This window comes from Mumia xiangluensis, assembly GCF_010994095.1.
GTDB classification, from domain to species: domain Bacteria; phylum Actinomycetota; class Actinomycetes; order Propionibacteriales; family Nocardioidaceae; genus Mumia; species Mumia xiangluensis.
Genome location: NZ_WJYO01000002.1, coordinates 735828 through 753603, shown reverse-complemented (window position 1 = coordinate 753603; position 17776 = coordinate 735828). Strand labels below are relative to the sequence as shown.

Below are 17776 nucleotides of genomic sequence, written 5' to 3'. Positions count from 1 at the left end.
CCGCGGGACGTCAGCGCCACAGCTCCGTGAGCTGCTCGGCAAGACCTCGGCCTTGTCCGGCACCGGCGTGGGCTGCCGCGGGCCGCAGCGAGAGGTCCATCGCGTTCGCGCCGAACAGGTGCTCGGAGCTGCCGTCCGGGACGACGGACTCGACTCTGCTGCCGGCCGCACGCAGCTCCTCGACCTGCGCGGCGAGCTGCAAGCCCCACTGCGGGGGCGTCCACGACCTGCCACCGAACGGTGCCAGGACGAGGACCCGCTCGTACCCTGCTGCCAGGTCCGCGTTCTCGTTGCGCCGGTAGCCGCCGTCGATGTAGCGACCGTCGCCGATCCCGTAGGCCGAGCCGCTGGCACAGCTGGCGGCCACGGCGTCCGCCAGGTCGACACCGCTCTCGCGGTCGAACACGACCGGCGCGCCGGTGTCGGCATCGACTGCTGTGACCAGCACCCGTCGGTGCGGCCACTGCTGGCTGGGCAGGCGTGCGGCGACGGTGGCGCGCCACTGGTCCTGCCACGAGGGGTCCGACGCGGCGGCCCTCTCGAGTGCGACGGCACCCATCCGGCGGCGCAGGTCGGCCGCATCCTGCGCGGCCTCGATGATTCGGCGGGTCCTCTCGAGCTGGTCGGCGACCCTCGCCGTCGTAGCGCGTCCGCCGGCGGGCCCGGCGGGTCCGGCCGGGCGCCGGGGCACAGGGGCAAGTGCGGCAGTGAGCAGCTCGGCCGGTGGCGCGCCCGTGATCTGGGCCGCCGCCGTCGATCCGGCTGATGTGCCGACGATCAGATCGGCGTCGGTCACGTCCAGCCCGGCCTCGGAGAGACCGGCGACGACGCCGATCAGCCAGGCGTTGCCCGTCGATCCGCCGCCGCCGAGGACCAGTGCTCGCTTTCCAGCAGCACGCGTCGTCGGGGAGTGGTGCAGAGCAGAAGAAGGTGTCGTGTTCATGGGAGTCGCCCTTTCGAGAAGGCCTGTCGGGCGCTCCCGTCGGCGACTAGCTCGGTCGCGCGGTCTCGGAAGGCGGGGGAGCACCCGGTGCGGATACTGCGTTCATGCGGGGCTCACCTCCTGCGGACGGCGTCGAGATCGGCACGACGCTAGCACGCCGACGGCGCGAGTGCGATCGACATTCGGGAGACGCGACGAGGGCCCCGCACCGGTGTGGTGCGGGGCCCTCGTCATGTCGATCAAGCGTTGGGACGCTTGCCGTGGTTCGCGCCCTTCTTGCGACGCGCCCGGCGCTTGCGGCCAGTCTTGCCCATGGGTCCTCCTCGAACTGTGCTGCTCCCATGGTCGCATGCCGGGCCAACCGGCCCGTACGCGACCTCAGGCCAGGTCAGACGCCGGTGGTGCTGCGCGGGTAGATCGCGTTCACGTCGGTCATCACGTTGACGAGGTACGGGATCCCCGACGCGAAGGCGCGATCGAGCGCAGGGCCGATCTCCGCCGGGTCCGTGACCGTCTCGCCACCGCCGCCGAGCGCGACGACGATCTCGTCGTAGCGCGTGTTCGGCGCCAGGTCCGCCGCGACGTCGTAGCCGTAGAGGAACTGCATCGGGGCCTTCTCCAGCCCCCACGCCGAGTTGTTGCCGACGACCATGACGACGGGGAGGTTGTGGCGGACGAGGGTGTCGACGTCGATCAGCGACATGCCGGCTGCACCGTCCCCGAACAGCACGACGACCTGGCTGTCAGGCCGGGCGATGCGTGCGGCCATCGCCGCTCCGAGACCGGCGCCGAGGCAGCCGTACGGTCCGGGGTCGAGCCAGCAGCCCGGACGCGCAGGCTCCAGGAACTTGCCGGCGAACGACACGAAGTCACCGCCGTCTCCGATGACGACGGCGTCATCGGCCAGACGCGGGATGAGCTCACCGTAGATGCGAGCCGGGTGGATCGGGTCGGCCGTGGCGTGGAGGAGCTCGGCGTCGCGCGCCGCTGCCGCGGAGACGGCCTCACGCAGCTGCTCGGTCCATGCGGTCCACGACGGGCGGGACCCGCTCGCCGTCTGCAGCGCCTGCAGGACCTGGTCGAAGCAGGTCGTGAGGTCACCCGACAGGGAAGCGGCGAGGTTGGCCGAGGACGACACCTGGGCGGGGCTGTCGGCGACGTGTACGACCTTCGCGTGAGGAGCGCCGTCCTTGCCGCCGAAGACGCCGTAGCCGAGGCGGAAGTCGAGCGGCGTGCCGACGACCACGACGAGGTCGGCCTTGCCGAGGGCTGCCGACCGTGCCTTGGTGACGAGCTGGCCGTGACCGCCGGGGATGACACCGCGGCCCATGCCGTTGGTGACGGCGGGGATGCCGGTCTCCTCGACGAAGCGCAGCGCGGCCTGCTCGGCGTGGTCGGCCCACACATCGGTGCCGAGGACCAGCACCGGACGCTCGGCCGCAGCGATCAGGCGCGCGACCGCAGCGACCTGGTCGCTGTCGGGCTCCAGGGCGGCGGGCAGCGTGCCGTAGTCGGCGCCGGTCACCGTCGTACGGCTGAAGAGCTGGTCCATCGGGACGTCCAGGAACGTCGGGCCGCGGTGCGAGCTGCCCGCGAGGGCGAACGCCTGGTCGACCGTCGGGGCGATCTCGTCGACCGTGAGCGCCGTGCCGGCCCACTTGGAGACCGTCGACACGATCGGCGGGTGGTCGAGCTCCTGGAGGCTGCCCATGCCCCACGTGTGGGTGGCCGCCCGGCCGCCGATCGTCACGAGGGGGGAGCCGGCGAAGTGGGCCTGCGCGATCGGGCTCACCCCGTTGGTGACACCCGGACCGGCGGTGAGCACGGCGAGCCCGGGCGTACGGGTGAGCTTGCCGGTGGCCTCGGCCGCGAACACCGCCGAGGGCTCGTGGCGGACGTCGACGATGCGCATCGGCTCGTCGGCCTTCACCGCGGCGTCGTACAGCGGGAACACGTGGGCTCCGGACAGGGTGAACATCGTCTCGACGCCGTGTGCACGAGCGGCGTCGAGTGCGTGGTCTCCGCCGTGGCCCTCGCGGCCCTCGGGGGCGGGAGCGTCGGCAGCAGTGGGGGTCTCAGCGGTCATGTGACCTAGGTTACCTATCGGTAGACCCCGTCAGCGTCCGGTGGTGACCGTCCTGCGTCCGCTGGTCGTCGCCGCGAACAGCCACGGCGTCTCGCCGCGGATCTGCTCGATCGCCGCGAGAAGGAGGTCGGCACGGTGCGGCGGCTGCGCTCCGAAGAGCTCGTCGTCGCCGGCGACACCCGCGCGCCCCTTCACGCCGAGGGCGAGCTGGACGTACAGCGCGCGCAGGAATCGCGACGTGTTGTACGCCGCCGGTGTGGGCCACTCGCCCACGGAGCTGCCGCGCGTCCGCGGGCGCTGCGTCCCGGCGCCGAGTCGCGCGAGCCACGGCTCGACGACGTTGGGGGAGACGACGCCGCGGTGCAGCACGGCCATGGCGGCGTAGGCGAGCCGGTCGTCCTCGCCGTGGCGCAGGACGTGGTCGGTCGGGATGAGGAGCCGGTCGGCGATCACGTCGAGGAGCACCGTGAGCTCGAGCATGTCGAAGTGGGGGGAACGGGCGAGAGCGCCCACGAGGTCGGCGCCGTTGGCGAGCGCGTGGGCCCAGCCGACGTCGGGGATCCAGCCCCGGAGGTCCTTCTCGCGGACCAGCCACGAGGTCGCCTGGTCGCCCCAGCCCATCACCGTCGCCGCCGGGAGCAGCTGCATCTCGTTGTCGCGGCAGATGATCTCGGAGAGGACCAGCGCGGTGTAGGAGCGTCGCAGCACCGTCAGGTCGCCCTGGTTGCCGAGCCCCGCACGAAGACCGGTGACCACGCCGTTGCCGAACCCGCGCAGCAGCCCGTCGTACTCGCCGGTGCTGATCCACGTCGCGAGCAGCGGGAAGGCGATCCCGTCGCGCACGTCGGCGTCGGAGCTCGCGAGCATGTCGACCAGCTCGAGCGTGAGGTCGTTGAGGGACCGGTCGCTCGGGACGGCCATCCCGGCGTCGATCACTGAACGCCAGTACGCCTCGGACACGGGGCTATCGTCGCACGTTCGGGAGTCGGAAGGAGACCCGGGCCACACCTGTCCGCTGCGGGAGCCGTCGCGCTGTCGCACGCTGGATACGCTGGGCTCCGTGCCATCACTCGACGACGTCGCCAGCCACCAGACCAGCCTCGACGCTGCGGACATGGAATGGCTCCACCAGCTCGTCGCCGACTGGCAGATCCTGTCCGACCTGTCGTTCGCGGATCTCGTCCTCTGGCTGCCCGACGCCGAGGGCAAGGGGTTCTGGGCGGGGGCGCAGATGCGGCCCACCACCGGTGTCACCGCGCACCTCGACGACGTCGTCGGAGACTTCGTGCCGCGCAACCGCCGCCCCACCATCGACGCCGCCTACCGTGACGGCCGCGTCGTGCGCGAGGGGGACCCTGAGTGGAGGGACGACATCCCGGTGCGGCTCGAGACGATCCCCGTCCGCCGCGCAGGCAACGTCATCGCCGTCATCGCCCGGAGCACCAACCTGCTGGGCGTCCGCACGCCGAGCCGGCTCGAGCTCGCGTACCTCTCGATGGCCGACGACCTGACGGAGATGATCTCCGAGGGTGCCTTCCCGCTCTCGGGGGAGCAGTCCGACCTCTCGCACTCGCCGCGCGTCGGCGACGGCCTGATCCGGACGGACGCAGACGGGTGCGTCGTCTACGCGAGCCCGAACGGCGTGTCGGCGTTCCGGCGGCTCGGCGTCACCGGTGACCTGGAGGGCGCGGACCTCACCGAGGTGGCCAGGGCGCTCATCGCCGCCCCGAACCGGCCGACCGACCAGGCGATCCGCCCGGCGCTCACGGGGCGCGGCGGCACCGAGGCCGAGCTCGAGAACGGCGACGCGTCGCTCAGCCTGCGCTCGATCCCGCTGTGGTCGTCGGGTCAGCCGTCCGGCGCGCTGGTCCTCCTGCGGGACGTCACCGAGCTGCGGCGCCGCGAGCGCGAGCTGATGAGCAAGGAAGCGACGATCCGCGAGATCCATCACCGGGTCAAGAACAACCTGCAGACCGTGCAGGCGCTGCTGCGGCTCCAGGCGCGGCGTACGGAGCCGGGCGCGGGACGCGAGGGCCTCGAGGAGGCCGTACGCCGCATCGAGTCGATCGCCGTCGTCCACGAGACGCTCAGCCGGGCGTTCGACGACATGGTCCAGTTCGACGAGGTCGCCGACCGGCTGCGGACGATGGTCGCCGAGGTGGCCTCCGCCGCGCGGAGCGTGACCACCGAGCGGGTCGGTGCGTTCGGCGAGCTCCCGGCCGAGATCGCGACGCCGCTCGCGATGGTGCTGACCGAGCTCATCCAGAACGCCGCCGAGCACGCCTTCGGCGAGGAGGAGCGCGGGCACGTGGTGCTGGAGGTACGCCGCCGTGGCGACCGGCTGGACATCTCGGTGCTGGACGACGGCGTCGGGCTCCCGTCAGGGTTCGACCCGCGCAACACGACCAGCCTCGGCGTCTCGATCGTCACGACGCTGGTCGAGTCGGAGCTCGGCGGGGTCCTGTCGTTCGGGCCGCGGCACCCCAACACGGGCGGGGGAGGGACCCGGGTCCGGGTCGAGGTCCCGCTCAGCGGCCGCGGGCGCTGAGACCGCGCCCAGCCCAGGACGTACCCAGCCCAGGACGTACGAAGGTCCCGCCCCGCGGTGCGGGGACGGGACCTGGGAGCGACGGCTCGTGGCCTGCGCGGCGTACTGTTCAGGCGGTGCGGATGCGGGCGCGAGCCGTACGACGCTTGAGTGCGCGACGCTCGTCCTCGCTCATGCCGCCCCAGACGCCGTGGTCCTGTCCGGACTCGAGAGCCCACGTGAGACACTGCTCGCGGACGTCGCAACGGCGGCACACCACCTTCGCATCCTCGACCTGCGAGATCGCCGGCCCCGTACTCCCGATCGGGAAGAACAGCTCCGGGTCCTCGTCGAGGCATGCAGAGTGGTGACGCCAGTCCATGGCGAAACGTCCTTTCTTCTGACCGTGGTGCTAAGCACGATCTCGCGTTGTGAATTGCTTCACGAATAGGGTGGAGACGGAGCTGCCCAAACCGTGTGGGTGGGGGTGGTGTCCGAGCTTCCGATGTGCCGTCGGGGCCGGGAATCTGACGGTTTGCGTCCGGTGATTTCGGCGCCGCGCAGCAGCACTAAGATCGTCGCAAGAAACCTGGGTTAACACAAGAGCAATAGAACGGAAGGGGCCTGTCTCGTGGGTCACACAACGCCCTCGCCGACCCCGAGGATCAGGCTGGCGGCGCTGCTCGTGGCGCTCGAGGGAGTGGGCATCGCCGCGTTCGGTGTCCTGGACCTCCTCGACATCCATCGCGACCGCGTCGTCCTCGCGCTCGCGACGTCGTTGTTCTTCTTCGCCTACGCCACGCTGCTGCTCGCGACAGCCCGCGGCCTGTGGCGCCTGCAGGTCTGGGTCCGCGCTCCGATCGCCTTCACCCAGCTCATCCAGCTCGGCATCGCGTGGAGCCTCCGGGACGCGGCGCCGTTGGTGTCGGCCGTGCTCGCCGTGACGGCCGCCGTCGTGATGTTCGGGACGCTCTCGCCGGGCACCAGCGCCCTCCTCCGCGAGGTCGACGAGCAGGCGCACGACTCGCAGCCCTGAGCGGTGTGGTTGAATGACCGACGGGGTCACCCCCTCGTCACTGCTCCCGCGGCCTGACCGGCCGTGCGTGGGGCTTCGGTGTCCGGTCCCGTCTCGACCGGTCCGTCCCTGTCTTCGGCACGTGTGTGCCGACGTGGGCCACTCATCCCAACTCCCAGTGAGGTTTCGTCGTGGTTGCCGAGTCAGTCGACCGTTTCCCGAACTCGTCGCAGTTCGCGGGGGATCCGGTATTCGACGTACACCGGGGCGGCAAGATGCAGATCGCCGCAACCGCTCCGCTGCGTGACGCCGACGACCTGTCGCTGTCGTACACGCCGGGCGTGGCACGCGTCTGTGAGGCCATCGCGGAGGATCCGACGGTCGCCGACGACTACACGTGGGTCTCCAACACCGTCGCCGTGGTCACCGACGGCTCCGCCGTCCTCGGGCTCGGCGACATCGGTCCGACCGCGTCGCTCCCGGTGATGGAGGGCAAGGCGATCCTGTTCAAGCAGTTCGGCGGTGTGGACGCGATCCCGCTCGCTCTGGACGAGCGCGACCCGGACGCCTTCGTCGACACCGTCGTGCGCCTGGCGCCGAGCTTCGGCGGCATCAACCTCGAGGACATCGCGGCCCCGCGCTGCTTCGAGATCGAGCGTGCGCTGCAGGCGCGCGTCGACATCCCGGTGTTCCACGACGACCAGCACGGTACGGCGATCGTCACGCTCGCCGCCCTGCTCAACGCGCTGCGCCTCACCGGTCGCGACGCCGCGGACACCAAGGTCGTCATCTCGGGCGCAGGCGCCGCCGGCGTGGCGATCGCCCGCATCCTGCTCGCGAGCGGCATCCGCAAGCTGGCGGTCGTGGACCGGGCAGGCGTCGTTCACCCAGGTCGTACGGACCTCACGCCCATCAAGGCGGAGATCGCGTTCGAGACCAGCGAGTGGGGCCGGTCGGGTCAGCTGTCCGACGCGCTCGACGGAGCGGACGTGTTCATCGGCGTGTCCGGCGGCACCGTCGGGGAGTCCGCGATCGAGCGGATGGCCGACGACGCGATCATCTTCGCGCTGGCCAACCCGACTCCGGAGGTCCACCCGGACATCGCCCGCCGTCACGCACGCGTGGTCGCGACGGGTCGCTCGGACTACCCGAACCAGATCAACAACGTCCTGGCGTTCCCGGGGCTGTTCCGCGGGGCCCTCGACGTGCGCGCGTCGAAGGTGACCGAAGGCATGAAGGTCGCCGCGGCGCGGGCGCTGTCCGATCTGGTCGGGGAGGCGCTGACCGAGTCGTACGTCATCCCGTCGCCGTTCGACGACCGGGTGGCGCCGGCGGTGGCGACGGCGGTGATGGCGGCGGCGCGTCGTGACGGCGTCGCGCGTCGATGACCTCCTCCCCGCCGTACGTCCTCGTGACTCGTCGGTAAGGTGCGGACATGTTTGCCGTGTATGCCGATTCCTTCAGCAACGACGACCCGCTCTCCGGCCTCGTGGTCGGTGAACGGCCCGATCCCGAGGTCCCGGACGGCTGGACCACCGTCACCGTCAAGGCCGCTTCGCTGAACCACCACGACGTGTGGTCCCTGCGTGGTGTCGGGCTGCGCGAGGAGTCGCTGCCGATGATCCTCGGCTGCGACGCCGCCGGCTACGACGAGGACGGCAACGAGGTCGTCGTCCACGCCGTGATCAGCGACCCGTCGTGGTCGGGCGACGAGACGCACGACCCGAAGCGGTCGCTGCTGTCCGAGCGCTACCAGGGCACGTTCGCCGAGAAGGTCGCCGTGCCGCGACGCAACGTCGTCCCGAAGCCCGCCGGCCTGTCGTTCGAGGAGGCGGCATGCCTCCCGACGGCGTGGCTGACGGCGTACCGCATGCTCTTCACGCAGTCCGGACTCAAGCCGGGTGACACCGTGCTCGTGCAGGGCGCCGGTGGTGGCGTCTCGACGGCGCTGATCACGCTCGCGCGAGCGGCCGGGATCCGGGTCTTCGCGACGAGCCGTGATGAGGCCAAGCGGGCCCGTGCCCTCGAGATCGGGGCCAGCGACGTCTTCGAGTCCGGTGCTCGCCTGCCTGCGCGGGTCGACGCGGTGATGGAGACCGTCGGCGCTGCCACGTGGTCGCACTCGATCAAGGCGCTCAAGCCCGGCGGCACCATCGTGATCGCGGGCGCGACGTCGGGCAACAACCCGTCGCAGGCGGAGCTGACCCGCATCTTCTTCCTGCAGCTGCGCATCCAGGGTTCGACGATGGGCACGCGTACGGAGCTGGCGCAGCTGGCCGAGTTCCTCGACGTGACCGGCACGCGACCCCTCATCGACCAGGTGCTGCCGATGACCGATGCCGCCAAGGGCTTCGAGGACGTGGCGTCGGGCGACGTGTTCGGCAAGATCGTCCTCACCCGCTGACCCTGCGCGGCGCGAGGTCCGGCCGGGTCCCGCCGGGTCCGCCGCCGGGTCCCGCCGGGTCCGCCACCGGGTCCTGCCGGGTCCTGCCGGGTCCCGCCGGGTCCGCCGCCGGGTTGCTGCCGGGTCGCGCCTCCTGTGTTTGCCACGCCCACCACGCAAACACCCCTGGTGCACCGCAAATTTGCGGTGCACCAGGGGTGTTTGCTGTGGGGGCGTGGCAAACGCCTGGGCGACGCCTGTACGCCTCGACGACGGGGCTGGCGGTGGTGGTGCGGTTGCTCAGTCGTCCTCGTCGTCGAGGCGGGCCAGCCACGTGGCCAGCCGCTCGACGGGCACCTCGAACTCAGGATTGAGGTCCACGAACTCCTGCAGCCGCTCCGAGAGCCACGCGAACGTGACCTCCTCGTCGCCGCGGCGCGAGTCGAGCTCCTCGATCCCTCTGTCGGTGAAGTACACGGTCGGTCCTCAGGCGAACGCGCTCGCCATCAGCGCCTTGTTCTCCTCGACGTGGCGCTTGTGGCTGCCGACCGACGGAGCGGCCGACGCGTCCCGCGACACGCGGACGAGCGGCAGGTCGAGCTCCGGAGCCAGGTTCAGTGCCATGTGCGGCCACGGACCCTGGTTGGCAGGCTCGTCCTGGACCCAGCGCAGCTCGCGTGCGTTCGGGTACTTCGCGAGCTCGGCCTTGATCTCCTCGACCGGCACCGGGTAGAGCTGCTCGACCCGGAGGATCGCCGTACGGATGCCGTCGGCCTCCACGGTGCTCCGGTGCGCGAGGAGGTCGTACGCGACCCGCCCGGAGGTCAGGATCACACGCTCGACGGCGTCCGCGTTGATGCTCGCCTCCGACGGGTCGGCCAGCACCGGCTGGAACGTCCCGTTCGTGAAGTCCTCGGGCTGCGACGTGGCGGCCTTCAGACGGAGCAGCTGCTTCGGCGTGAACACCACGAGGGGGCGGTGCTCGCTCCCGAGGTTCTGCTTGCGCAGCAGGTGGAAGTACGAGGCAGGTGTCGACGGCTGCGCGATGACCATCGCGTCCTCGGCAGCGAGCTGAAGGAAGCGCTCGATGCGTGCGGACGAGTGGTCAGGACCCTGGCCCTCGAAGCCGTGCGGCAGAAGCAGCACGACGCCGGACTTCTGGCCCCACTTCGCCTCGCCGGCGGAGATGTACTCGTCGATGACCGACTGGGCACCGTTGACGAAGTCGCCGAACTGCGCCTCCCACATCGTCAGCGCCTCGGGGCGGGCCACCGAGTAGCCGTACTCGAAGCCGAGGGCAGCGTACTCGCTGAGCAGCGAGTCATAGATGTAGAACGTGCCCTGGTCGTCGGCCATGCGCGTGAGCGGCGTCCACTCGTTGCCGTTCACGCGGTCGATGATCGTCGCGAACCGCTGCGAGAACGTGCCACGGCGCGAGTCCTGGCCGGCCAGACGCACCGGGCGCCCGTCGAGCAGCAGCGAGCCGATCGCGATGATCTCGCCCGTGCCCCAGTCGATGGGCCCGGCCGTGATGGACGCGGCGCGGCGCTGGAGCTGCGGGAGCACCTTCGGGTGGACGGTGAAGCCGTCGGGGACCGCCGTGTACGCCTCGGAGACCGCCTTCAGCGTCTCCGGGGTGACCGCCGTCTCGAGGCGCGGCAGCTCGGGCTTCTCCGGGTACTCCGGCGCCGTCTGGTAGTCGTCGGCGGCGGTGCCGGCCTCGGCGAAGACCCGCTGGAGCTGGTCCTGGTAGTCCTTGAGCGCGCTCTCGGCCTCTTCCATGGTGATGTCGCCACGACCGACGAGCGCCGACGTGTAGAGCACACGGACCGACTTCTTCTTCTCGATGACGTCGACCATCAGCGGCTGGGTGAAGCTCGGGTCGTCGCCCTCGTTGTGGCCGCGCTTGCGGTAGGTGATGAGGTCGATGACGACGTCGCTCTTGAACGCCTTGCGGTACTCGTAGGCCAGCTGGGCGATCCGGATGCACGCCTCCGGGTCGTCGCCGTTCACGTGGAAGATCGGCGCCTGGATCATGCGGGCGACGTCCGTCGCGTACGTCGAGGACCGCGACGAGCTCGGCGAGGTGGTGAAGCCGACCTGGTTGTTGACGATCACGTGGATCGTGCCACCGGTGCGGTAGCCGCGCAGCTGCGAGAGGTTGAGCGTCTCCGCGACCACGCCCTGGCCGGCGAACGCCGCGTCGCCGTGGATGAGCAGCGGCAGGACCGGGAAGTCCTCGCCGCGGTTCAGGCGGTCCTGCTTCGCTCGCGCGATGCCCTCGAGCACCGGGTCGACGACCTCGAGGTGCGACGGGTTCGCGGCGACCGAGACCTTGATCTTGTCGCCGTTGGCCGCGGAGAACTCGCCCTCGACGCCGAGGTGGTACTTGACGTCGCCGGAGCCCTGGACCGTACGCGGGTCGATGTTGCCCTCGAACTCGCGGAAGACGAAGCCGGGGTTCTTGCCGGCGATGTTGACCAGCACGTTGAGGCGACCGCGGTGCGCCATGCCGATGCAGACCTCGTCGAGGTTGTCGGCGGCAGCGGCCTCGCAGATCTCGTCGACCAGCGGGATCGTCGTCTCGGAGCCCTCGAGGCTGAAGCGCTTCTGCCCGACGAACTTCGTCTGGAGGAACGTCTCGAACGCCTCCGCCTGGTTGAGCTTGTGCAGGATCCGGAGCTGCTCCTCGCGAGGCGGCTTGGAGTGCTCGCGCTCGACCCGCTCCTGGATCCAGAGGCGCTGCTCCGGGTCCTGGATGTGCATGTACTCGATGCCGGAGGTGCGGGCGTAGGAGTCGCGGAGGATGCCGAGGATCTCGCGCAGCTTCATGAAGCGGCGCTCGCGGCCGCCGAAGGAGCCGGTGGCGAACTCGCGCTCGAGGTCCCACAGCGTCAGACCGTGCGAGGAGATCTCGAGGTCGGGGTGGCTGCGGGGGGAGTGGTCGAGCGGGTTGGTGTCGGCCATGAGGTGGCCACGCACGCGGAAGGCGTGGATGAGCTCGAGCACGCGCGCCTGGCGGTGCACCTCGTCGTCGTGGCTGACGGCGATGTCGCGGGCCCAACGGATCGGCTCGTAGGGGATGTTGAGAGCGCGGAAGATCTCGTCGTAGAAGCCCTCCTCACCGAGGAGCAGGCCGCTGACGCGCCGGAGGAAGTCGCCGGACTGCGCGCCCTGGATGATGCGGTGGTCGTAGGTCGACGTCAGCGTCATCATCTTGGAGATCGCCTGGGTGGCGATCGTGTGCTCGGACGCACCCTGGAACTCCGGCGGGTAGTCCATCGAGCCGACGCCGATGATGGCGCCCTGGCCCTTCATCAGGCGCGGGACCGAGTGGTTGGTGCCGATCGTCCCCGGGTTGGTCAGGCTGATCGTGGTGCCCTGGAAGTCGGCGACGGTCAGCTTGTTGTTGCGCGCCTTGTCCACGACGGCCTCGTACGCCGTCCAGAAGCCGGCGAAGTCCATCGTGTCGGCCTGCTTGATCGACGGCACCAGCAACTGACGCGTGCCGTCGGGCTTCGCGAGGTCGATCGCGAGACCGAGGTTGATGTGCTCGGGCTTGAGCAGGTTCGGCTTGCCGTCGACGACCTCGAAGCCGGCGTTCATCTCCGGCATCGCCCGCAGCGCCTTGACGAGCGCATAGCCGATGAGGTGGGTGAACGACACCTTGCCGCCGCGCGCGCGAGCGAGGTGGTTGTTGATGACGATGCGGTTGTCGATCAGCAGCTTCACCGGGACCGAGCGGACGCTGGTCGCCGTGGGGACCGTGAGGCTGTCGTCCATGTTGAGGGCGGTCCGGGCGGCGGCACCGCGCAGGACGACCTTCTCGACGTCGGTGGCGGTCGACGCGGGCGCCGCGGCCTTCGCCGGCGGGGCCGATGCGGTCGCGGGCTTCGCGGCCGGCTTCGCGGCCGGCTTCGCGGCGGCGGGCTTCGCGGCAGGCTTGGCCGGCGCGGCGGGCGTCTTCACGGCCGTCGCGGCGGGGGCAGCCTTCGTCGTCGCGGCCGCGGTCGGTGCGCTGGCCGGCGTCGTTCCACCTCCCTCGAAGAGTCGCGACCACGATGCGTCGACCGACTTCGGGTCGGTCTTGTAACGCTCGTACATCTCTTCAACCAGCCACTGGTTGGTGCCAAAATCTGGCAGGGGGCTGTCGCTCTCGGCCACGGCCTCGATCGCCTCTTCCGGGTTGTCCGATGTCTCCCACGCCCACAGGGCATACGCGTACCAGGGTAGACCCCGACCGAAGGGTCGCCACCGACGGGCGCGATCAGTGACGACGGTCACGCCCGGCGCGGCGCGAGAGGTCTGTCTAGCGTGCGCCGGGTGTGCTGAAACGCGACTCCGCGGCCCGCAACGCGTTCCTCGCCGCGGCCCGCACGACGGGCACCAGGGGAGCGACGAGGGCGGTCGCCGACTCGGGCAGGCGCTCGCGTCCCCAGCGGCGTGCGTCGCTCCATGCGTCGATGCCGCGCGCGTGCAGCTCGAGGCGTCGCCAAGCCAGCTCGAGGTCGCTGACGGCCTCGCGGTACGCGACGACGGTCTCGTGCTCGCGGGGGCGTACGAGGTTGCGCGCGTCGGTGGACCGGGCGGCGAGCGTCACGAACCGTGCGGTCGGCGCCCTCAGCACGTCGTCGGCGAGCCGGGTCGACGGCCGGTCGGCGTCGCCGTCGCGCATCGTCATCCACGCATCGAGGATCGCGTCGTGACGGCGGAGGGTGGTGCGGTGGAGCCGGGCGAAGTAGGCCCGCGCGCGCCGTCGGTAGCCGACCTCCTCGGCGGTGAGTGCAGCGGCGCACGCGCCGGCGGCGAGGACTGCGACCACTGGACCGATGGTGAGCCCCGCGAGTGCGGCAACCGAGAGCCACGCTGCCCAGCTGGGGAGGCGGTTGCCGCGGTTCGCACGCATGGAGACAGCGTACGTCTGCCGAGTGCGGCGCTGGGGTTCTGCAATAAAACGGAGTACGCTCATTTATGAGTGGACTTCAGGAAAGACGAGGTGGCGCGGTGACGGGTCCCGGTCGGCGCGAGCGCAACAAGCAGGAGAAGCGCGAGCGGATCCTCGCCGCCGCGTCCGCGCTGTTCGACGAGCGCGGGTACGCGGCGGTGACCACCCAGCAGGTGGCCGACCGCGCCGACGTCGCTGCCGGGACGCTCTTCCGCTACGCCGCGACCAAGCCCGAGCTCCTGCTGATGGTGACCAACGCCCGGGTCGCGGCGGCGCTCGAGACGGGGCTCCGGAGAGCCGACGGCGAGGGCGACCCCGCACGGGCGGCGCTCGCGCTGGTCGCGCCGCTGCTCGAGCAGAGCCGCGCGAACGCCGAGAACACCGCCTGCTACCAGCGGGAGGTGGTGTACGGCGCGGACGGCACCTACCGCACCGAGGCGCTCGAGCTCGTCGACGGCTTCGTGACGGCGATCGCCGCACTCCTCGAACGGGCGTGGACGCGCAGCCACCCCCGTACGGATGCGCCCGACCCCTCGGCGGCCGCCGACGCGGTCTTCGCCTCGCTCCACGCGGCGATCCTGGCCGCCGCGCGCCCCGACCTCGCCGCCGACCCGCTGTCCGACCTCCTCGCGGCCCAGGTCGCCCTCATCGTGCGTGGCTACCTGACCACGCCTCGCCCTGCTCGGAAGGGAGCAACAACATGACCGACATCACGACCGTCACTGTCCTCGGGACCGGTGTCCTCGGCTCGCAGATCGCCTACGCCACCGCGTACGCGGGGTTCGACGTGGTCGCCTACGACATCGACGAGCCGGCCCTCGAGAAGGCCCGCGAGCGCTTCGCCGGGCTCGTCACGACGTACGAGGCGGAGGTCGACGGCGCTGCGGGAGGCAAGGCGGAGGCAGGCCTCGCGCGCATCAACGTCACGTCCGACCTCGCCGCAGCCGTCGCCGACGCGGACCTCGTCATCGAGGCGGTACCGGAGAGCCTCGAGATCAAGCGCGCGACCTGGACGGCCGTCGGAGCGGCCGCGCCCGAGCGGACGATCTTCGCCACGAACTCCTCGACGCTGCTGCCGAGCGACTTCATGGAGGCCACCGGACGCCCGGACCGGTTCCTCGCCCTGCACTTCGCCAACCGCATCTGGGTCCAGAACACCGCCGAGGTGATGGGGACCCCGAAGACCGACCCCGCCGTCTACGCGACCGTCGTGGACTTCGCGCGCGAGATCGGCATGGTCCCGATCGAGGTCAAGAAGGAGCGGCCCGGATACGTCCTGAACTCGCTCCTCGTGCCGCTCCTCAACGCCGCCTCCGCGCTGTGGGTGGACGGGGTCGCCGACGTGGAGACCATCGACAAGACCTGGCGGATCGCCACCGGGGCTCCGTTGGGGCCGTTCCAGATCTTCGACGTGATCGGGATGGTCACCCCGTACAACATCGCGCGGACCTCCGACGATCCGACGCAGCAGAAGTTCGCCGAGATCCTCAAGCGCGACTTCATCGACGCAGGCAAGCTCGGGGCCGCGTCCGGCGAGGGGTTCTACTCGTACGGCGCCTGAGCCGTACGGCGCTGAGCAAGCCGAAGGGCCGCCGACCTGTCGTTGCAGGTCAGCGGCCCTTTGTCTGTGCCCCCGGTAGGATTCGAACCTACGCTCCCGCCTCCGGAGGGCGGTGCTCTATCCCCTGAGCTACGGGGGCGCGCTCGCGTTTTGTAGCGGGCCGGACAACGGTATCGCACGCCGAGTACGGTTGCGCACATGCCCTTCCCGAACGGCCGGCCGCCGCGTGTCCTGGTGGTCGACGACACCGACTCGATCCGGCTGCTTCTGCGGACGAACTTCGAGCTGGAGGGCTGGACGGTCCTCGAGGCCGCCGACGGGCTCGAGTGCCTGGACGTGGTCGTCGACACCCGTCCCGACGTCGTCACGATCGACGTCGTCATGCCGCGCATGGACGGCCTCGACACCGTGCGAGCGCTGCGCCGGTCGCCGAGCACCAAGGACATCCCCGTGGTGATGGTCACGACGCAGGTCCAGGCGCACGACCTCCAGCGCGGCCAGGACGTCGGCGTCGACGCGTACGTCACCAAGCCGTTCGACCCGATGGTGCTCGTCCGGACGGTCCGCGAGGTCCTCCAGGGCAACGGCGTCGACGCGTAGCAAGCGGAGATCCGCCGAATCCGCGTTGACGGGCCTCGATACGATCTGCAGGTGACTCCCGAACAGCTGTCGGACGCGATCGTCGACGCCCTGAAGTCCCTCGTGGCTGCAGGGACCCTTGCCCTGACCGAGCTGCCGACGACCGTGGTCGTCGAGCGACCCAAGGTCAAGGAGCACGGCGACTACGCGACCAACGTCGCGCTGCAGCTGGGCAAGAAGGCGGGCATGGCTCCGCGCGACCTCGCTGCGGCGCTCGCCGAGCAGCTCGCCCAGGCACCGGGGATCGGCTCGGTCGAGGTCGCCGGGCCCGGCTTCCTCAACGTCCGCGTCGACACCGGCGCGCAGGGCACGCTCGCGGGCGAGATCGTCCGCGCCGGCAGCGCGTACGGTCGCTCCGACGTGCTCGCCGGCCGCGCGGTGAACCTCGAGTTCATCTCCGCCAACCCCACCGGCCCGCTGCACCTCGGCCACACGCGCTGGGCGGTCGTCGGCGACGCGATCGCGCGGGTGCTGACGGCGGCAGGCGCACGGGTGTCGACCGAGTTCTACATCAACGACCGCGGCAACCAGATGGACAAGTTCGGCGCGTCGCTGATGGCGGTCGCGCGCGGCGAGGCCGTTCCCGAGGACGGCTACCACGGCGGCTACGTCGTCGACCTGGCCGCGGAGATCGTGGCTGCCGACCCCGGGATCCTCGACCTGCCGGAGTCCGAGCAGGCGGTCGCCTTCCGGGAGAAGGGGTACGCGCTGCAGCTCGCGAAGCAGCAGGCCGATCTCGCGAGCTTCCGGACGCTGTTCGACGTCTGGTTCTCCGAGCGCTCGCTCATCGCCTCCGGGGCGGTCGATCGCGCGCTCGAGGTCATCGCCGCCGAGGGCCACCTGTACGAGGCGGACGGCGCGACCTGGATGCGTACGACCGACTTCGACGACGACAAGGACCGCGTGCTGGTCCGCTCGAACGGCGAGCTCACCTACTTCGCCTCCGACACCGCCTACTACCTCGACAAGCGGGCTCGCGGGTTCGAGCAGTGCCTCTACCTGCTGGGAGCCGACCACCACGGCTACGTCGGCCGCCTCCAGGCGATGGCGGCCTGTGCGGGCGACCAGGCCGGATACAACCTGCAGGTCCTGATCGGGCAGCTGGTGAAGATCCTGTCCAACGGGGAGGAGCTCAAGCTCTCCAAGCGGGCCGGCACGCTCGTGACGCTGTCGGAGCTTGTCGACATGATCGGTGTGGACGCGCTGCGCTACACGCTGTCGCGCCACCCGGTGGACTCGCCGCTGACGATCGACGTCGCCGAGGTGACGCGGCAGAGCGCCGAGAACCCCGTGTACTACGTCCAGTACGCCCACGCGCGGCTGTCGAGCATCCTGCGGAACGCCGCGGACCTGGGGCTGGTCCCCGCGCCCGACTCCGCTGACCTCTCGCTGCTCTCGACCGAGCGCGAGGGCGACCTGCTGCGGGCGCTCGCGGAGTTCCCGCGGGTCGTGGCCCGCGCCGCCGAGTACCACGAGCCCCACCGCATCGCGCGCTACCTCGAGGACACCGCGTCGGCGTTCCACAAGTTCTACGACGTGTGCCGCGTCCTGCCGCAGGGCGACGAGGAGATCGGCGACGTCCACCGCGCACGCCTGGTCCTCGTGGAGGCCACGCTGACGGTCGTCGCCAACGGCCTCGAGCTGCTCGGCGTCTCGGCGCCCGAGCGGATGTGACGC

General features: G+C 70.8%; 16 protein-coding genes and 1 tRNA gene. 8 read left to right on the top strand and 9 right to left on the bottom strand.

What is annotated here, in order from left to right:
- Nucleotides 1-10: 10 nt before the first annotated feature.
- The 4 genes from GH747_RS09800 to GH747_RS09790 form a co-directional block, all read right to left on the bottom strand.
- The gene (locus GH747_RS09800) at nucleotides 11-943 is read right to left on the bottom strand and encodes a patatin-like phospholipase family protein (RefSeq protein WP_149769360.1); all 933 of its coding nucleotides are present in this window, start codon (nucleotides 941-943) and stop codon (nucleotides 11-13) included.
- Nucleotides 944-1182: 239 nt separating this feature from the next.
- Complete coding sequence (locus tag GH747_RS22495) at nucleotides 1183-1257, bottom strand: 50S ribosomal protein bL37 (protein WP_369797015.1); 75 nt, start codon at nucleotides 1255-1257, stop codon at nucleotides 1183-1185.
- A 74-nt stretch (nucleotides 1258-1331) separates the two neighbouring features.
- Nucleotides 1332-3029 (bottom strand): acetolactate synthase, encoded by a 1698-nt coding sequence (locus GH747_RS09795; RefSeq protein WP_149769359.1) that lies wholly within the window; start codon nucleotides 3027-3029, stop codon nucleotides 1332-1334.
- Nucleotides 3030-3059: 30 nt separating this feature from the next.
- The gene (locus GH747_RS09790; RefSeq protein WP_228552858.1) at nucleotides 3060-3989 is read right to left on the bottom strand and encodes a DUF2785 domain-containing protein; all 930 of its coding nucleotides are present in this window, start codon (nucleotides 3987-3989) and stop codon (nucleotides 3060-3062) included.
- 100 nt (nucleotides 3990-4089) lie between these two features.
- Between GH747_RS09790 and GH747_RS09785 the strand changes: the two genes are divergently transcribed.
- On the top strand, nucleotides 4090-5577 hold the full coding sequence (locus GH747_RS09785) for a sensor histidine kinase (RefSeq protein ID WP_149769358.1): 1488 nt from the start codon (nucleotides 4090-4092) through the stop codon (nucleotides 5575-5577).
- Between the two features lie 109 nt (nucleotides 5578-5686).
- Here the strand turns inward: GH747_RS09785 and GH747_RS09780 are convergent, their stop codons facing one another.
- Nucleotides 5687-5938, bottom strand: a complete 252-nt coding sequence (locus GH747_RS09780) for a WhiB family transcriptional regulator (RefSeq protein ID WP_149769357.1) — start codon at nucleotides 5936-5938, stop codon at nucleotides 5687-5689.
- Between the two features lie 249 nt (nucleotides 5939-6187).
- On the opposite strand from GH747_RS09780, the gene GH747_RS09775 reads away from it, so the two are divergent.
- The 3 genes from GH747_RS09775 (at nucleotide 6188) to GH747_RS09765 (ending at nucleotide 8975) form a co-directional block, all read left to right on the top strand.
- On the top strand, nucleotides 6188-6592 hold the full coding sequence (locus GH747_RS09775) for a hypothetical protein (protein WP_149769356.1): 405 nt from the start codon (nucleotides 6188-6190) through the stop codon (nucleotides 6590-6592).
- A 254-nt stretch (nucleotides 6593-6846) separates the two neighbouring features.
- Nucleotides 6847-7959 carry an NAD(P)-dependent malic enzyme gene (locus tag GH747_RS09770; protein WP_149769527.1) on the top strand — a complete coding sequence of 371 codons (1113 nt, stop codon included), beginning with the start codon at nucleotides 6847-6849 and terminating at the stop codon, nucleotides 7957-7959.
- Between the two features lie 47 nt (nucleotides 7960-8006).
- A complete protein-coding gene (locus GH747_RS09765) occupies nucleotides 8007-8975 on the top strand; it encodes a zinc-binding dehydrogenase (protein ID WP_149769355.1) in 969 nt (322 codons plus the stop codon).
- A 279-nt stretch (nucleotides 8976-9254) separates the two neighbouring features.
- Here GH747_RS09765 and GH747_RS09760 read toward each other — a convergent pair whose 3' ends face one another.
- The 3 genes from GH747_RS09760 to GH747_RS09750 form a co-directional block, all read right to left on the bottom strand.
- On the bottom strand, nucleotides 9255-9431 hold the full coding sequence (locus GH747_RS09760) for a DUF6104 family protein (protein ID WP_163695435.1): 177 nt from the start codon (nucleotides 9429-9431) through the stop codon (nucleotides 9255-9257).
- A gap of 9 nt (nucleotides 9432-9440) precedes the next feature.
- Nucleotides 9441-13127 carry a multifunctional oxoglutarate decarboxylase/oxoglutarate dehydrogenase thiamine pyrophosphate-binding subunit/dihydrolipoyllysine-residue succinyltransferase subunit gene (locus GH747_RS09755; RefSeq protein WP_407663275.1) on the bottom strand — a complete coding sequence of 1229 codons (3687 nt, stop codon included), beginning with the start codon at nucleotides 13125-13127 and terminating at the stop codon, nucleotides 9441-9443.
- A gap of 136 nt (nucleotides 13128-13263) precedes the next feature.
- A complete protein-coding gene (locus tag GH747_RS09750; RefSeq protein ID WP_149769353.1) occupies nucleotides 13264-13860 on the bottom strand; it encodes a hypothetical protein in 597 nt (198 codons plus the stop codon).
- Nucleotides 13861-13958: 98 nt separating this feature from the next.
- On the opposite strand from GH747_RS09750, the gene GH747_RS09745 reads away from it, so the two are divergent.
- Together GH747_RS09745 and GH747_RS09740 are read left to right on the top strand one after the other, a co-directional pair.
- Nucleotides 13959-14603, top strand: a complete 645-nt coding sequence (locus GH747_RS09745) for a TetR/AcrR family transcriptional regulator (RefSeq protein ID WP_205602863.1) — start codon at nucleotides 13959-13961, stop codon at nucleotides 14601-14603.
- A complete protein-coding gene (locus tag GH747_RS09740; RefSeq protein ID WP_149769351.1) occupies nucleotides 14600-15460 on the top strand; it encodes a 3-hydroxyacyl-CoA dehydrogenase in 861 nt (286 codons plus the stop codon). The genes GH747_RS09745 and GH747_RS09740 overlap by 4 nt, the downstream gene beginning before the upstream one ends.
- A 67-nt stretch (nucleotides 15461-15527) precedes the next feature.
- On the opposite strand, the gene GH747_RS09735 is transcribed toward GH747_RS09740, so the two are convergent.
- Nucleotides 15528-15599, bottom strand: a tRNA-Arg gene (locus tag GH747_RS09735).
- Between the two features lie 59 nt (nucleotides 15600-15658).
- Here GH747_RS09735 and GH747_RS09730 point away from each other — a divergent pair.
- A complete protein-coding gene (locus GH747_RS09730; RefSeq protein ID WP_149769350.1) occupies nucleotides 15659-16060 on the top strand; it encodes a response regulator in 402 nt (133 codons plus the stop codon).
- A 51-nt stretch (nucleotides 16061-16111) separates the two neighbouring features.
- Nucleotides 16112-17773, top strand: a complete 1662-nt coding sequence (gene argS / locus GH747_RS09725; RefSeq protein WP_149769349.1) for an arginine--tRNA ligase — start codon at nucleotides 16112-16114, stop codon at nucleotides 17771-17773.
- Nucleotides 17774-17776: the final 3 nt, after the last annotated feature.

Excerpts from the sequence above, each read along its gene's own strand:
- GH747_RS09800 (WP_149769360.1), bottom strand. The coding sequence starts at position 943 with ATGAACACGACACCTTCTTCTGCTCTGCACCACTCCCCGACGACGCGT.
- GH747_RS09795 (WP_149769359.1), bottom strand. The coding sequence starts at position 3,029 with ATGACCGCTGAGACCCCCACTGCTGCCGACGCTCCCGCCCCCGAGGGC.
- GH747_RS09780 (WP_149769357.1), bottom strand. The coding sequence starts at position 5,938 with ATGGACTGGCGTCACCACTCTGCATGCCTCGACGAGGACCCGGAGCTG.
- GH747_RS09770 (WP_149769527.1), top strand. The coding sequence starts at position 6,847 with ATGCAGATCGCCGCAACCGCTCCGCTGCGTGACGCCGACGACCTGTCG.
- GH747_RS09765 (WP_149769355.1), top strand. The coding sequence starts at position 8,007 with ATGTTTGCCGTGTATGCCGATTCCTTCAGCAACGACGACCCGCTCTCC.
- GH747_RS09750 (WP_149769353.1), bottom strand. The coding sequence starts at position 13,860 with ATGCGTGCGAACCGCGGCAACCGCCTCCCCAGCTGGGCAGCGTGGCTC.
- GH747_RS09740 (WP_149769351.1), top strand. The coding sequence starts at position 14,600 with ATGACCGACATCACGACCGTCACTGTCCTCGGGACCGGTGTCCTCGGC.
- GH747_RS09730 (WP_149769350.1), top strand. The coding sequence starts at position 15,659 with ATGCCCTTCCCGAACGGCCGGCCGCCGCGTGTCCTGGTGGTCGACGAC.